Source organism: Synechococcus sp. A15-44 (assembly GCF_014280115.1).
Lineage (GTDB): Bacteria > Cyanobacteriota > Cyanobacteriia > PCC-6307 > Cyanobiaceae > Parasynechococcus.
Map to the genome: position 1 here is coordinate 2282593 of NZ_CP047938.1, position 13453 is coordinate 2296045.

The window sequence follows — 13453 nt, forward strand, 5'->3', positions numbered from 1 at the left end:
GGGGAGGCAGGGATGAAGGAGTGGTGGCAGTGGAGCCCGGCCCAGGGCAGCGAAAGACTCGGCTTCGCGATCATCGGCGTGGGCCGTTTCGGCATCGCCGTTTGCCGGGAACTGCTTCAGAACGGAGCGGATGTGCTGGCCGTTGACCGCTCTGAGCGGGCGGTAGATGAACTGCGTCAGGTGGAGCCCAGCGTGGAGGCCCGCGTCGTGGACTGCACCGACGAAGAGGCCCTGCGCGAGGCCGGCGTGCTCGACATGGGCACCGTGGTGGTGGCGATCAGCGAACCGATCGAGGCCAGCATCACCGCCACCTTGATCGCCAAAGACAGCGAAGGCAGCCGCGTGCGACAAGTGATCGCGAGGGCAACGAGCGATCTCCACGAAAAAATGCTGAAACGGGTGGGGGCCGACCGGGTGATCTTCCCCTCGCGCATGCAGGGCGAGCGCCTCGGCCTTGAACTGGTGCGCCCCAACCTGATGGAGCGGCTGGCCCTGGATGAACAGCACTGCATCGAGGAGATCAAGGTTCCGGAACCCTTTGTGGGGCGGTCGCTCCGGGATCTGAATCTGCGCAAGAACTTCAGGGTGAACGTGCTGGCGGCAGGAGCGCAAAGCAGCCTGATGGTGAATCCACCGGCATCCCACGTGCTGGAGGAGGGGCACCTGCTGGTGGTGATGGGACTGGTGGACGACCTGCAACGGCTCCCCAAAAACTGAGCCGATGCACTGCCTAGGGCTCATGAGCGGAACCAGCGCTGACGGTGTTGATGCCGTGCTGGCGCGCTTCGATGGCTCACTTCAACATCCGAAGTGGGCCCTGCTTCGCCACCACCATCAGCCCTATCCAGCTCAACTGCAGCGGCAGGTGGTGGCCGCCGGCCAGGGCGCACCGATGCCGGCAGCCCTCTGGCTGGAGCTAGCGGAAGCCATCACTGAGGTGCAAGCCGAGGCGGCCCTAGCCTGCGACCCCGATGCCAAAGCTGAGCTGATCGGCTGCCATGGCCAGACCGTCTGGCACCGTCCGCCGGCCCGAGGAGCACGGGGGGCCAGCTGGCAAATGCTGCAGGCACCGCTGCTCGCCCAGCTCCTGCAACGCCCAATCATCCATGACTTCCGCGCTGCTGATCTGGCCCTTGGGGGGCAGGGAGCACCGCTCGTGCCTCGGGCCGATGCGGCACTGCTGGGGAACACGCAGGGCTGGCGGGCACTGCTGAACCTGGGCGGCATTGCCAACCTCACCCTCATCCCCCCCTGCGGTGGAGTGGATCGGCATGCCGCGATCTTGGGATGGGACTGCGGCCCCGCCAACAGCCTGATTGACCTGGGCATGCGCCAGTTCACCAATGGCGCCCAAAGCTTCGACAAGGGTGGAGCGATGGCAGCTCAGGGCCATGCGGATGAGGGCTGGATCCAGCGCTGGCTCCAGGAGGAGTACTTCCAGCTGGCACCACCGAAATCCACGGGACGGGAGTGTTTCGGACAGGACGACCTCAACCGGCGGCTACTTCAGCTCTGTGGAGCCTCAGCGGCAGATGCAATCGCCACCCTGACGGCCTTTTCCGCCGCTGTGGTTGCCCAGGATCTGACACGTCTGCGCCAGAGCGTTGGGATCGCACCGATCGAACTGATCACAGCCGGAGGTGGCAGCCAAAACCCAGTGTTGATCGATGAGCTGCGGCGGCGCTGCCGAGGCGCACAAATCGATGCGAGCAGCAGTCTGGGGGTGCCGACGGAAGCCAGAGAAGCGCTGGTCTTCGCGTTGCTGGCCTGGTGGCACCACAGGGGGCATCCCGGCAATGTGCCAGCCGTCACCGGAGCCTCTCGGGAGACCGTGCTCGGCACGCGGGTGGAGCCGGCCTAACCGGGCCGGTGCAGGCGCAGGCGCCGGGGGGCGCCCCGCAGACGGCGGGGCTGCTGTGATTCCAGGGCAGACCGCAGGCGCTCCTCGCGGGTCGGCGCCGGTGCGGACGCCTCCAACTCCTGCTCGTGGCGCTGAACTCCCTGCTGAATCAGCACCCTCGCCATGTTGCTCACCGTGCGGGATTCCAGCTCCGCCATCGCCGTGAGACGCGCGCAGAGATCCTCAGGCAGAACCACCTGAATTCTCGGGGACTTGGGCTTCCCGCTGGATGAGGTCTGACGGGTGGGCACGACCGGATCCCCTGGAAGAGGCTCTGCTACTAAAAAGTGTACAGAGATGGTCAAGGGTAGTATCCATGACTATGGTGGGGGCATTGGTCCTCCTCGGAGTACCCCATGACCCAAGCCACACCTCGCTCCCGTCGCAGCCCAGCCGGCACCCGCGCTCGGTCCCGACGCCCCCGTCGCAGCGCTGAAAACAGCGACGTGCTGGTGTCAGCCGTCATCAGCACCTATCTGCTCACCCACCTGCACCACGTGTTGCAACGGGCCGAATACGGCGCTTCCCAGGAAGGGCGCAGCACCCAGGCCGCCAACTACGCCCAACTGCGCAAGGTGCTCTGCATGGACGCCCGCAGCATGAAGGACGCCTCGGCCCTGGGGCAGCACGATGACGGCATCGAACAAGCTGCCTGACAAGACTCCCGGTGCTGAATAGCGTTTGAGCAGTTGCTCAGATCGCGATGGCTTCCAACGCTGCATCGCTGTACGCCCGAATCAGCAGCAATCCGGAGCAGACCCAGGCCCTGTTCCGTCAGGCGCTGCAGGATCCCAACGGCGCCATGGCCAGCATCTGCAGTCTGGGCGACCAGCTGGGGCTACCCGTCACGGCCCAGGAGGTGCGCGAGCATCTGGCCAGCCTCGACGATGAAGAAAGCCAGCGCTGGCTGGTTAAGGCGAGAGGCGGTCTTTGAACTCGAGAGCGTCAGACGTCAGAGATGCCTGGGGCTCGGCGCGCTCCCGACGTTCATAACCACCACCACCGGCCCAACTGAAGAAAAGCAGATAACTCACGATCGCCAGGCCTGCGGCCACCACAAGCGCGGCCAACTGCTCCAGTTTCAGCATGGCGACCAGCCTCCGGAAACCTTCACCAGTTTGCCGACAGGGATGATGGGGGGCATCATGCCTTCGGCCGGTGCTGCGACTCGAAAACGTCAGCAAGATCTACCCCACGGGGGAAGTGCTCCGTGCCGTCACCTGGGAGGTGAAGCCCGGTGACAGGATCGGGCTGGTGGGGGTGAACGGCGCCGGCAAGTCCACCCAGATGCGTCTGATCGCCGGACACGAAGAGCCCACCAGCGGCCAGGTGGTTCGGCAGGGGGAGCCCCGCATCGCCTATCTCCAGCAGGAATTCGATGTGGACCTGGAGCGCACCGTGCGCCAGGAACTGTTTCAAGCCTTCGGCGAAGCAGCCGAGGTCATGAACCAGCAGCAGCAGGTGGAAGAGGCGATGGGCTCCGAACGGGCTGCGGAGGATCCCGACCATCTGGACCAGCTGATCCAAGAACTTGGAAAGCTGCAAAGCCGTTTCGAAGCACTGCATGGCTACGAACTCGATGCCCGCATCGACAAGCTCCTGCCCACGATCGGCTTCACCCCGGAGGGCGCTGAGCTGCAGGTGAAGGACTATTCCGGGGGCTGGCAGATGCGGATCGCCCTGGGAAAAATCCTGCTGCAGGAACCGGATCTTCTGCTGCTCGACGAACCCACCAACCATCTGGATGTCGAGACCATCCAGTGGCTGGAGAACTACCTGCTGGAGCAGAGCGCAGCCCTTGTGGTGATCAGCCACGACCGCACCTTCCTCGACCGGGTCTGCAATCAGATCGTCTCCACCGAACGGGGGGTGTCCCGCAGCTACCTCGGCAACTACACCGCCCACCTGGAGCAGAAGCAACTGGAGCGGGAGGCCACACAGTCGGCCTTCGAACGGCAGCAGAAGGAAATCGCCACGCAACAGGCCTACATCGATCGCTTCCGCGCCAGTGCTACCCGCAGCACCCAGGCCAAAAGCCGTGAGAAGCAGCTGGACAAGGTGGAACGGGTGGAGGCACCGATCGAATCCGTGGCCGGGCCGAGTTTTCAGTTCCCGCCTGCCCCGCGTTCCGGAGCGCAGGTTGCCCTGATCGACAACGTCACCCACAGCTATGGAGACAAAATCCTGTTCCTGGGGGCTGAGCTGGAGGTGGAGCGGGGTGACCGCATTGCCTTCGTCGGCCCCAATGGTGCGGGCAAGTCCACCCTGCTGCGCCTGGTGATGGGGGTTGAAACCCCCGATGAAGGCAGTGCCCGGCTTGGGGAGCACAACGTGATTGCGGGGTACTTCGAACAGAACCAGGCCGAAGCCCTGGATCTGTCCAAAACCGTGATCGACACGATGTACGAAGCGGTTCCCGACTGGACCCAGACTCAGGTTCGTTCGCTACTGGGCAGTTTCTGCTTCAGCAACGACACGGTGTTCAAGGAAGTCGGGAAGCTCAGCGGCGGCGAGAAAGCCCGCCTGGCCCTGGCCCTGATGCTGCTCACCCCCTGCAATCTGCTGGTCCTGGATGAGCCCACCAATCACCTCGACATCCCCGCCAAACAGATGCTCGAGGATGCCTTGATGGCCTACGAGGGAGCAGCGCTGCTGGTCTCCCACGACCGCTATTTCATCTCCCGCGTCGCCAACCGCATCGTGGAACTGCGGGACGGAGAGCTGGTGATGTATCGGGGGGATTACAGCTATTACCTCGAGAAAAAAGAGGAAGAAAGCGCAGCTGCCAAGGAGAAAGAACTGGCTGCAGAACGGGAAGCCAAGCGGAAGGCCAACAAGGAGAAGCAGAAGGCACGCGACGCCCGCCGTAAAAAGGCGGCCTGACTGGCATCAGACGACGGCAACCAAAACTTCACACAGGTTTAGGCAGGAAGACTTATTTCTCTTTACCTGCTGTTTTCATCTGCATAGGCTGACAAAACCGACCCTCCAGCCCCGATGAGCATGGTTCCCGGCCCCGGCAACAGCGAACCCGTTGGCGGTTCAACAGCACCCGGTCCGGCACCCCATGAACAGACCTGGGACGCCGTGGAAACCTATTTCCAGTGCATCACCACCTGTTCGCTCGACGATGGAGACTGCATCACCCAATGCGTCGAACAACTGAGGGACGCCGACGACGCCTGAGCCGAAAGCTTCAGCCAGGGGCCAAGGCCGACAAATCCACGGGCTTGACGTTGATCGAGACCCGCTCCTGAGCTCGCTGCACCTCAAGCACAACCGTGGCACCGACACCACGGCGTTCAATGGCACTGACCACCGCAGCTGGGCCAGCAACCGTCTGGCCATCGAAGCGAAGAATCACATCATCCACCTTGAGCCCGGCGCGGTCCGCCGGCCCCCCAGGTTGAACAGCGCGAATCACCGCACCTGGCGGCACCGGGGAGGTGGGGGTGGGCCGGGGCACCGGCGACAGACGGATGCCGATCACCGGATGACGGGCCTTGCCACTGGCCACCAGCTGCTGGGCAATGGTTCGAGCCCGATTGATCGGAATGGCAAAACCCAGACCCGCCCCAGGCCCTGAGCGCACCAAGGTGTTGATGCCGATCACCTCACCGTCGGCATTGAGCAGCGGCCCACCCGAATTACCAGGATTGATGGCCGCGTCGGTCTGAATCAGGTCAAGACGTTTGCCAGAAATTCCCAACTGAGCAACGTTGCGGTTGAGGTTGCTGATGATTCCCAGAGTCACTGTGCTGTCCAGGCCAAAGGGATTGCCCACGGCAATCGCCCAGTCGCCCACGCTGAGCCGGTCGGAATCCCCCAGATCTGCCACCGGCCAGGGCCCGGAGCCCTCCAGGCGCACCACCGCGAGATCGGTGAGGCTGTCTTTGCCCACCACTCGGGCAGGCACCCTCCTGCCATCGGAGAGGTCCACGGTGAGTTGATCCGCCCCCTCCACCACATGGGCATTGGTGAGCAACAGGCCCTTGGCATCGAAGATCACTCCACTGCCTTGGCCACGGTGCACCCTGGAGCGCGGGGCTGTGGCGCGTGGGATGCCGAAGAAGTGGCGAAACAAAGGGTCCTGCATCAAGGCCGGCGGCACACCCGCAACACTGGACTGATTGACAGTCCGCGCTGTCTCCAAGCTCACCACTGCCGGACCACTGCGCTTCACAGCGGCAGCCACAAACGAGCCGCGACGGATCTCCGGGCGCGCCACGGCTTGCTGAGAGCCAACGATCAAGGGAAGCGACGACACGCCGGCCACCAGCAATCCCCCCGCCAGAGCAGAGGCGACAAGCGAGCGGGACGGGGAGTTGACCACAGCTTCAGGGCGATCGGCTGCTTCAACGCTACGCAGAGCAGATCCGAAAACAGCCACGTTCCGTGTCAAAGCTGTGACCACATGCGACCGGGGTCCCGATAGCGTGAGAATGCAGATATTCAGATGGGTCGGAGGGTCATGCTCGGTTCGCTGTTTCCCCTCATCTACGGAGCGCTGTTCGTAGCCCTGTTGTGGCAGGCCTTCCGCGTGATGAGCAAGGGTTTCCGCGCTGCCAGCGGTCCGATCAACAGCGCGCCCAGCAAAGCTTCGAACGACCGCACAGGCCAGGTCACCGTCCACCCAGAACTTCTGGACAGCGAGGGACGGATCACGGAAGAGGCCCTACTGACGGTGCGCTTCGGCGGTGACGATGACGAAGCCTCGACGGCCGCGGGACCCGGCACTGAATAAATTGGGCGCTTGAAGTCGACAGGGGTCGCCTGAGTGGATCAGAGAACACGCATCGTTGCCGCGGTCATCAAAGGCCTCAAGCTGCCCCCACGGTTTCGGCTTCGGCTGATGAAGGAAGACCCCGTCCGCCTGGAATTGAGCCTGACTCCGGCCTACGGCAAGGACCCCATCACCGTGGGACTTGTGGAATCTCTTGATCTGGTGGCCCGGCGTGACCGGGAAGGCCGGATCCCCCGCGACCTTCAGGGCACCTGGGACTGGACCGTCCGCCACGGTCAGGTGAGCACCGGAGGCTGGAATCCTTATCTCAAGGAAGCCCTGCAGACCATGTTCGAAACCGGTCTCCCGGCCATCGTGTTTGAAGAACTCACCGGCGAGGAGTACCACCCCGTGGATGGGACCCGCCACGTGCGCTGATCCGGCACGGGTTTTCTGTAAAGGCGTGCGAATGAATGCAGCAATGCCAATGGCAAGGGGGCTAGACCGGAATAACTCCGGCCTTTAAGAAAGTCTTTATGGCCTCCCTTGTCGTTTCCATCGGCCCGCTGGTGCGGCTGTTGGCGGCCGTCGGCGCCATCAGCAGCCTGGTGCTGTTCGGCCTGATGAATCTCATCCCGTGAATCGAGCGGCAACACCGCGTTGAGCCAGTTCCCGATCGACACCCTGTTGGAGCAGATCTGTTCTGCGGTCCGCCCAGGGGAAACGGTTCTGCTCCAGGCACCGCCCGGGGCGGGCAAGACCACACGGGTACCCCTGGCGCTGATCGGAGCCCTGACGGAAGGCCAGGGCGTTCTTGAAGAACATCAGAAAATCTGGATGATCGAGCCTCGGAGACTGGCCACCAAAGCGGCCGCTGCCCGTCTTGCCGAAAGCCTTGGAGAAGACATCGGCGCGCGCATCGGTTATGCCGTGCGCGGGGAACAGAAGCGATCCAATCGCACCAGGTGGAGGTGATCACCGACGGCCTCTTCATGCGGCGCTTGCAGAGCGATCCGTCGCTCGATGGGGTGGGGTGCGTGATCTTCGATGAATTTCATGAGCGGGGGCGGGACGCGGACCTATCCCTCGCCTTGCTGCGCGAGGCGAGGCCTCTACTGAATCCAGATCTCGCCGTGATCTTGATGTCGGCCACGCTGGATCTATCCGATCTGAGGGAACGGCTGCCCGAAGCGACGGTGCTGGAAAGCCCGGGCCGCTGCTACCCGGTGGACACGCACCACCAACCACCACGGCCGGACGAACCCCTGCCAAAGCAGGTGCTGCGCGCCATCGAGCAACACGCCCTCGACCAACCGCAGGGCAGCGGTGTGCTGGTCTTCTTGCCGGGGCTGGCGGAGATTGAACGCTGCAGGAAGATCCTGACAGCCGCCCCGTCCCTGCAGAACTGGAAGATTCAGGCGCTGCACGGTCAACTGCCCTTGCAGCAGCAGAGTTCAGCCCTGCAGCGCTGCGACCCCAACCAGGACGGAAGCATCATCCTGGCCAGCGCCATTGCCGAGAGCTCCCTCACGATTGATGGGGTGCGCCTGGTGATTGACAGCGGCCTCAGCCGTCAACTGCGCTACGACCCCAACACCCGCATGGAGGGCCTGGAGACCACCGTCTCCAGCCTGGCCAGTGCAGAGCAGCGCCGGGGCCGGGCAGGCCGGCAATGCCCAGGCCGCTGCATCCGCCTCTGGTCACCAGCAGAGCAACAGCGGCGCCCCTCCTTTCACCCCCCTGAACTGCTGCTGGCAGATCCCCAACCCGTGCTGATGGAACTGGCCCAATGGGGGGCTGGACTGGGGGAACAGCTGCCGTGGCTGGACCCTCCCCCCTCAGCAGCCATGCAAGAGGGACAGCACGGCCTGCAACAGCTCGGCCTGCTGGAGCACGACGGCCGGATCAGCGAGCGGGGGCGGCTGATCGGCGGCCTCGGCGTTCACCCTCGTCTCGGCATGCTGCTACTGGAGGCCCATGAACAGGGCGCCCCCCAGCTGGGCTGTGACCTGGCGGCCATCCTCAGCGAACGGGATCCCTTTGATCGCCGCCAGATCGGCAGCGATCTCGAGGCCCGGCTCAACAGCATCCAGCGCCATCCATCTCTGCGAACGCTCAGCCAGCAGCTTCGCCGCCAACTGAAGCGACTGGGGGCCTCACCCCAGGAGCGAGACGCCTCCGTCAATGCGGGCGATCTGATCCTGGCGGCCTTTCCGGAATGGCTGGCGCAACAGCGTCCAGGCCAGGTCGGTCGCTATCAGCTGCGTCAGGGCCGCGGAGCCACCCTACTGCCCTGGGATCCGCTCCAGGGCAGTCCAGCCCTGGCCGTCGCCAAGGTCGACATGGGCGGCCGGGACACGCAGATCCAGATGGCCGTGGCCCTGAGCCAAAGCACCCTGGAGAGCATCGCTGAGCGGGACGGCCACTGGCAGGACGAGGCCAGCTGGGATCCCGAACGCCAGCGGGTCCGTGCCGAACGCCAGCTCAAACTGGGGGGCATTGGTGGTGCGCCGAACGCCACAACCTTCGCCAGCTGCAGCGCTGTGCCGCACCCTGCTGATCGAGCAGCTGAAGAAGGATGCCAGCCTTGATGCCCTGCCCTGGACGGGCAATAGCGATCAGCTGCGCCAACGGCTGGCATGGATGCACCAACAAGTGGGCGTCCCCTGGCCTGATCGCGATCTAACAACCCTGCTGGAGCAAGCCGACACCTGGCTGGGTCCAAGCCTGGAGGGCTGCCTGGGCTGGAGCGACATCACCGCAACAGCCTTGGAAGAAGCACTCTGGGGCGATCTGGATTGGAGCTTTAGGCAACAGCTTGATGAACTGCTGCCGCGCCGCATCCCGATCGCCTCCGGCCGGCAAGCCACGCTGCTTTACACCGCCGACGAAGTGATCCTCGCCGTGAAATTGCAGGAGATGTTCGGATCTGACGACGGTCCTCACGTGCTGAATGGCCGAATCCCCGTCACGCTGGAGCTGCTCTCACCAGCCGGACGCCCCCTGCAACGCACCCGCGACCTCAAAGGCTTCTGGGAAGGCAGCTACAAGGAGGTGCGCCGGGACATGCGAGGCCGCTACCCCAAGCACCCCTGGCCCGAAGACCCCCGCCAGGCGCTGCCGACGGCCCGGACCAAGCGCAAATCAAATGCTCAGCAATCCTGACCAGAAAAAGCCCGGCGCGTAGCCGTTAACACACTCAACAAAACTCCAACCTTTGTTACATTGGCCCCACAACCAACCGGTTCAACCCATGTCTGACAACGCACGCTTCGGTTTCGTCAACTTCGCTGAGACCTGGAACGGTCGTCTGGCCATGCTGGGCATCGTGATCGGCCTCGGCACCGAGCTCCTGACCGGCCAAGGCATCCTGTCCCAGATCGGCCTCGGCTGATTTCCGCTCCGCGGATTCGCAGAACCCCTCGGCTCGCCCGGGGGGTTTTTTGTTGCCTCTCCACCAGCCACCGCTGATGCAGCACAGTGAGGGGGATTCCGCTGTGGCAGTCGTTGGCACCGCTTTACGTTCAGAACAGACGTGATGGATCAAGGCTGCTCAGCAGCGCCTTGGTGATCTGCACGATTGGTGCCACCCAGATCCACCAGCACTGGGGCGTTCTGCTGACCAGCATCTCGGCCGTTGTCTGCATCTACTGGGGTTACGCCTACAGCCGCCTTGAGCGTTGATCGTCTTCCGACCTATTCCGTTGCTGAGCTGAACACAGCCATCGGCAGCCTGCTGGAACGCGGCTTTGCGCCGCGTTTTTTGCTGGAGGCCACGGTCTCCCGGCCTCAACTCAAAAAGGGCCACCTCTGGCTCACCCTCACCGACGGCTCCGCCAGCATTTCCGGTGTGGTGTGGGCTTCGAAGCTGGCCCAATTGAGCTATCAACCCAAAGACGGTGACGGCGTCACCGTGGTGGGCAAGCTCAATTTCTGGGCAGCACGAGCCAGCCTCACCGTTCAGGCGCTGGATATCCGGCCAAGCCTCAGCACGGTGCTGCGCGACTTTGAACGGGTGCGGCAACTGCTGGAACAGGAGGGGTTGATCGACCCAAGCCATCAGAGGCCGCTTCCGAGACAACCCGCCTCGATCGCGGTGCTCACCAGCGTGCCCAGTTCCGCCCTGGCCGACATGCTCCGCACTGCGGCGGAACGCTGGCCCATGACGCAGCTGATCGTGGTGCCAATTCCAGTGCAGGGTTCCGTGGCACCGACGATCATCAGCACCCTGGAAGCCTTGGCCGAGCGCACAGATGAGTTGGGACTGGACGCTTTGGTGCTCGCCCGCGGCGGTGGCAGCCGGGAAGACCTGGCGGTGTTCGACAACGAAGCGCTTTGTCGCCTCCTGGCGAACTACCCCATACCGGTGGTGACAGGCCTGGGACATGAGGATGATCTCACCGTCGCCGATCTGGTGGCAGACCATCGTGCAGCCACGCCCACGGCAGCGATCGTGGCCTTGCTGCCCGACCGCGAGGCGGAACGCCAGGGACTGGCGCAGCGGCAAAGCCGATTGAAAGACGCGCTGCTGGGGAGAATCTTTCGCGAACGTCAGCGCCTTCAGGATCGAGACGTAGCCCTTCAGCAACAGTCTCCACTGGAAAAGATCAAACGCCAACGCCAGGCACTGGCTCAAAGGCACCAATTGCTCAAGGCACTATCACCGGAACGCTGGCTGAAACGCGGCTTGGCTCTGATCAGCAACAGCGCAGGCGACCCCATTTCAGACCTGGAATCCGTCAAGATCGGTGATCAGCTCAACATTCGAATGAGCAACGGAAGCCTTGAAGCTCGAGTCGATCAGATCCAGCCCAGTGCACCCACCACCTCCTCCTGATGAGCAAGCGCCAAGTCAAGAAAGAGCAACGCGATCGCATCGAAGCGTGGCGAAAGGATGCCGAGACACTGAGCTACGAAGAAGCCATGCAGGCTTTGGACCTGCTGCTTGCTGAACTACAGAACGACAGTGTTCCGTTGGCGGACTTGCAGCAAAAAGTGCTCCATGGCGAGGTGTATCTGAACCGATGTCAGAGCCTGCTCGAAAGCGTGGAGCAGTCGATTGTCGAGCTTGATCCCACAACTCTCAAAGCCACAACCGATGCGTAAAGCCCTGCCTTGGATCTATCTGCTTCTGGCTGTGTTGGGAGCGATCCTGCCCTGGAAGGCCAACCTGGAATTCATCGCCGAAAGCGGTGGACAGGCCTTTGATTTGGCACGATTCATCGCCGATGCCAGCAGCACAGCCGCATCACGCTCCTTAAGCGCTGATCTGCTGGTAGGGGCCAGTGCCGTCACGCTGTGGATCTGCGTGGAAGGACCACGTCAGAAGATCAAAGGCTGGTGGCTGGCCATCCCCCTGAGCTTCGGTGTGGCCTTTGCCTGCGCTGCTCCGTTTTTCTTGTTCCTGCGGGAACGACAGCTTCAGGCTCAGGAATCGGAATCCACATCCTGAGCCACCACGTCAATGATGAGATCACTAGCAGGTGCAGACGGGGCTGCCGCACTGGCCGGGCTGGCTCCCGCACTGGCGTAGGGCGTGCCGCAGACGGCACAGACTGCAGCCCCCTTCAGACCCGTGGCACCGCAGGCAGTACAGCTGATCATCCGGGACTGCAAAAGCTTCCAACCAATCCAACCAAGACCGGAAAGGATCAAAGGAAGCGCCAAAAGAGCCAGCAACACGCCACCGGCGAGATCAAGCAAGAGACGACCTGCAGCGGTTGGCAGCAGCAGGAGCAACACAACTCCGATCCACAACACTGCTGGTGATCGATTCATGGGCTTCAACGGAAGAGGTCCGTTGAATCAGCTTCGCAGAGTTAAATCAAAGTTCAAGGCGCCGCGCTGTTCGGTTCCCCGAGCTGGTGTTTCGCAAAACGAACTGCGGCCAATTCCACACTCAAGCACTGGCCAAAATAAAGAATCACACCCACCAACCAAACCCAAAGCGTTAACACCAAAACGCCACCAATCACGCCATAGGCCTGATAGCGATTACCCAGAGAAACAATACTCAAACTCAGAATTTTATTGAGAAAGGCGAGACCGAATCCAATCAACAACGCGCCAGGAATGAGTGGAATTGCAGGAACACGACGACTGGGCAACACCACCTGAAGCAACCAAGCCATAAAGGACAAGATCAACGCGGGAACAAGAATCCGCCCGAGAGGAAGAATGGGACTGGAGCGCACGATCCCCATTAAGCCAGGAACGACGCCATCCAATAAGCCAAGAATGCCCTCAGGAAGCTGCCCAATGCTGAGCACCAACTGTTGAAAAACGATCAAAACAGATATGGCAAAAACCGTCAGGAAGGCTTCAACACGTGCTCTACAAAACTGTCCAACCTGTTGCCTCCAAGACAAACCGATTGATGGCTCGGGCAGAATCTCAGACCACAAGCGATCAGCTCCACGCTGGAGCGTTAAATAAGCATTACTGGCCGTTAGAAGCAAAACGACAACACCGAGGATTCCAGCGCCAAAGCCTTGATCCACCAACCCACGCAAGGTGGAATCCACGAGGCTGGTTGCTGACGGTGGTAAGACCTGCGTCACCGAGGCCAACACATTATCCACACTATCCGTTTTGCCAAACACCCTTGCGGCAACAGACAACGCAATCAGAAGCAGCGGAAAGAACGACTGAAGAACGAAATATGCAAAAGCAGCACTTAAATCAACACACTCAGCATTATTCCAACGCTGACAAGCCTTCCAAATCTGGCCACTTAAACGTCGAACTAGTGAACGTCTTGGCACAGATGAGCGCAAAAGACTACTAAAACCTTACAACAAAAAAGCCACCTCCTGGAGAGGTGGCTTCTT

The 13453-nt window shown here is 62.2% G+C and carries 18 protein-coding genes and 1 pseudogene; 14 read left to right on the top strand and 5 right to left on the bottom strand.

Annotation, left to right across the window (positions count from 1 at the left end; all coding sequences use genetic code 11):
• Positions 1–12: 12 nt before the first annotated feature.
• Positions 13–717 (top strand): TrkA family potassium uptake protein, encoded by a 705-nt coding sequence (locus tag SynA1544_RS12800; protein WP_186514053.1) that lies wholly within the window; start codon positions 13–15, stop codon positions 715–717.
• A 4-nt stretch (positions 718–721) separates the two neighbouring features.
• On the top strand, positions 722–1861 hold the full coding sequence (locus SynA1544_RS12805) for an anhydro-N-acetylmuramic acid kinase (protein WP_186514054.1): 1140 nt from the start codon (positions 722–724) through the stop codon (positions 1859–1861).
• Here the strand turns inward: SynA1544_RS12805 and SynA1544_RS12810 are convergent.
• Positions 1858–2151, bottom strand: coding sequence for a hypothetical protein (locus tag SynA1544_RS12810; RefSeq protein ID WP_011365246.1), 294 nt, complete (start codon positions 2149–2151; stop codon positions 1858–1860). The genes SynA1544_RS12805 and SynA1544_RS12810 overlap by 4 nt on opposite strands.
• Before the next feature lie 105 nt (positions 2152–2256).
• Here SynA1544_RS12810 and SynA1544_RS12815 point away from each other — a divergent pair, with 105 nt between their 5' ends.
• Positions 2257–2556: a hypothetical protein gene (locus SynA1544_RS12815; RefSeq protein ID WP_114988706.1), complete on the top strand. Its 300-nt coding sequence runs from the start codon at positions 2257–2259 to the stop codon at positions 2554–2556.
• 47 nt (positions 2557–2603) lie between these two features.
• Entirely contained in the window at positions 2604–2834 is a 231-nt protein-coding gene (locus tag SynA1544_RS12820) for a hypothetical protein (protein WP_186514055.1), read from the top strand.
• Here the strand turns inward: SynA1544_RS12820 and SynA1544_RS12825 are convergent.
• A complete protein-coding gene (locus SynA1544_RS12825; protein WP_186514056.1) occupies positions 2812–2988 on the bottom strand; it encodes a hypothetical protein in 177 nt (58 codons plus the stop codon). The two genes, SynA1544_RS12820 and SynA1544_RS12825, sit on opposite strands and share 23 nt — an antisense overlap.
• A 70-nt stretch (positions 2989–3058) precedes the next feature.
• Here SynA1544_RS12825 and abc-f point away from each other — a divergent pair, with 70 nt between their 5' ends.
• Together abc-f and SynA1544_RS12835 are read left to right on the top strand one after the other, a co-directional pair.
• Positions 3059–4783, top strand: a complete 1725-nt coding sequence (gene abc-f / locus SynA1544_RS12830) for a ribosomal protection-like ABC-F family protein (RefSeq protein ID WP_186514057.1) — start codon at positions 3059–3061, stop codon at positions 4781–4783.
• 114 nt (positions 4784–4897) lie between these two features.
• Positions 4898–5086 carry a hypothetical protein gene (locus SynA1544_RS12835; protein ID WP_006849805.1) on the top strand — a complete coding sequence of 63 codons (189 nt, stop codon included), beginning with the start codon at positions 4898–4900 and terminating at the stop codon, positions 5084–5086.
• 10 nt (positions 5087–5096) lie between these two features.
• Here SynA1544_RS12835 and SynA1544_RS12840 read toward each other — a convergent pair whose 3' ends face one another.
• Complete coding sequence (locus SynA1544_RS12840) at positions 5097–6269, bottom strand: trypsin-like peptidase domain-containing protein (RefSeq protein ID WP_370594115.1); 1173 nt, start codon at positions 6267–6269, stop codon at positions 5097–5099.
• 102 nt (positions 6270–6371) lie between these two features.
• Between SynA1544_RS12840 and SynA1544_RS12845 the strand changes: the two genes are divergently transcribed.
• The 8 genes and pseudogenes from SynA1544_RS12845 (at position 6372) to SynA1544_RS12880 (ending at position 12075) form a co-directional block, all read left to right on the top strand.
• A complete protein-coding gene (locus tag SynA1544_RS12845) occupies positions 6372–6644 on the top strand; it encodes a DUF2973 domain-containing protein (protein WP_186514059.1) in 273 nt (90 codons plus the stop codon).
• A gap of 33 nt (positions 6645–6677) precedes the next feature.
• The gene (locus tag SynA1544_RS12850; RefSeq protein WP_006851931.1) at positions 6678–7061 is read left to right on the top strand and encodes a hypothetical protein; all 384 of its coding nucleotides are present in this window, start codon (positions 6678–6680) and stop codon (positions 7059–7061) included.
• A gap of 222 nt (positions 7062–7283) precedes the next feature.
• Positions 7284–9788: pseudogene (gene hrpB, locus SynA1544_RS12855) on the top strand (ATP-dependent helicase HrpB).
• Between the two features lie 88 nt (positions 9789–9876).
• Entirely contained in the window at positions 9877–10017 is a 141-nt protein-coding gene (locus tag SynA1544_RS12860; RefSeq protein WP_011365253.1) for a chlorophyll a/b-binding protein, read from the top strand.
• Between the two features lie 113 nt (positions 10018–10130).
• Positions 10131–10307, top strand: coding sequence for a hypothetical protein (locus SynA1544_RS12865; RefSeq protein WP_170950480.1), 177 nt, complete (start codon positions 10131–10133; stop codon positions 10305–10307).
• Positions 10297–11460: an exodeoxyribonuclease VII large subunit gene (gene xseA / locus SynA1544_RS12870; protein ID WP_186514060.1), complete on the top strand. Its 1164-nt coding sequence runs from the start codon at positions 10297–10299 to the stop codon at positions 11458–11460. The genes SynA1544_RS12865 and xseA overlap by 11 nt, the downstream gene beginning before the upstream one ends.
• A complete protein-coding gene (gene xseB, locus SynA1544_RS12875) occupies positions 11460–11729 on the top strand; it encodes an exodeoxyribonuclease VII small subunit (protein WP_186514061.1) in 270 nt (89 codons plus the stop codon). Before xseA ends, xseB begins: the two co-directional genes overlap by 1 nt.
• Positions 11722–12075 (top strand): DUF2834 domain-containing protein, encoded by a 354-nt coding sequence (locus SynA1544_RS12880; RefSeq protein WP_115009326.1) that lies wholly within the window; start codon positions 11722–11724, stop codon positions 12073–12075. Before xseB ends, SynA1544_RS12880 begins: the two co-directional genes overlap by 8 nt.
• Here SynA1544_RS12880 and SynA1544_RS12885 read toward each other — a convergent pair.
• Together SynA1544_RS12885 and SynA1544_RS12890 are read right to left on the bottom strand one after the other, a co-directional pair.
• Complete coding sequence (locus SynA1544_RS12885; protein WP_186514062.1) at positions 12051–12401, bottom strand: hypothetical protein; 351 nt, start codon at positions 12399–12401, stop codon at positions 12051–12053. The two genes, SynA1544_RS12880 and SynA1544_RS12885, sit on opposite strands and share 25 nt — an antisense overlap.
• A gap of 53 nt (positions 12402–12454) precedes the next feature.
• Positions 12455–13387 (bottom strand): YihY/virulence factor BrkB family protein, encoded by a 933-nt coding sequence (locus SynA1544_RS12890; protein ID WP_186514063.1) that lies wholly within the window; start codon positions 13385–13387, stop codon positions 12455–12457.
• Between the last annotated feature and the right edge of the window lie 66 nt (positions 13388–13453).

Bases quoted from the DNA above. Each gene is read 5' to 3' on its own strand.
- SynA1544_RS12800 (WP_186514053.1), top strand. From the start codon at position 13: ATGAAGGAGTGGTGGCAGTGGAGCCCGGCCCAGGGCAGCGAAAGACTC.
- SynA1544_RS12805 (WP_186514054.1), top strand. From the start codon at position 722: ATGCACTGCCTAGGGCTCATGAGCGGAACCAGCGCTGACGGTGTTGAT.
- SynA1544_RS12815 (WP_114988706.1), top strand. From the start codon at position 2,257: ATGACCCAAGCCACACCTCGCTCCCGTCGCAGCCCAGCCGGCACCCGC.
- SynA1544_RS12820 (WP_186514055.1), top strand. From the start codon at position 2,604: ATGGCTTCCAACGCTGCATCGCTGTACGCCCGAATCAGCAGCAATCCG.
- SynA1544_RS12825 (WP_186514056.1), bottom strand. From the start codon at position 2,988: ATGCTGAAACTGGAGCAGTTGGCCGCGCTTGTGGTGGCCGCAGGCCTG.
- SynA1544_RS12835 (WP_006849805.1), top strand. From the start codon at position 4,898: ATGAGCATGGTTCCCGGCCCCGGCAACAGCGAACCCGTTGGCGGTTCA.
- SynA1544_RS12845 (WP_186514059.1), top strand. From the start codon at position 6,372: ATGCTCGGTTCGCTGTTTCCCCTCATCTACGGAGCGCTGTTCGTAGCC.
- SynA1544_RS12860 (WP_011365253.1), top strand. From the start codon at position 9,877: ATGTCTGACAACGCACGCTTCGGTTTCGTCAACTTCGCTGAGACCTGG.
- xseB (WP_186514061.1), top strand. From the start codon at position 11,460: ATGAGCAAGCGCCAAGTCAAGAAAGAGCAACGCGATCGCATCGAAGCG.
- SynA1544_RS12880 (WP_115009326.1), top strand. From the start codon at position 11,722: ATGCGTAAAGCCCTGCCTTGGATCTATCTGCTTCTGGCTGTGTTGGGA.
- SynA1544_RS12885 (WP_186514062.1), bottom strand. From the start codon at position 12,401: ATGAATCGATCACCAGCAGTGTTGTGGATCGGAGTTGTGTTGCTCCTG.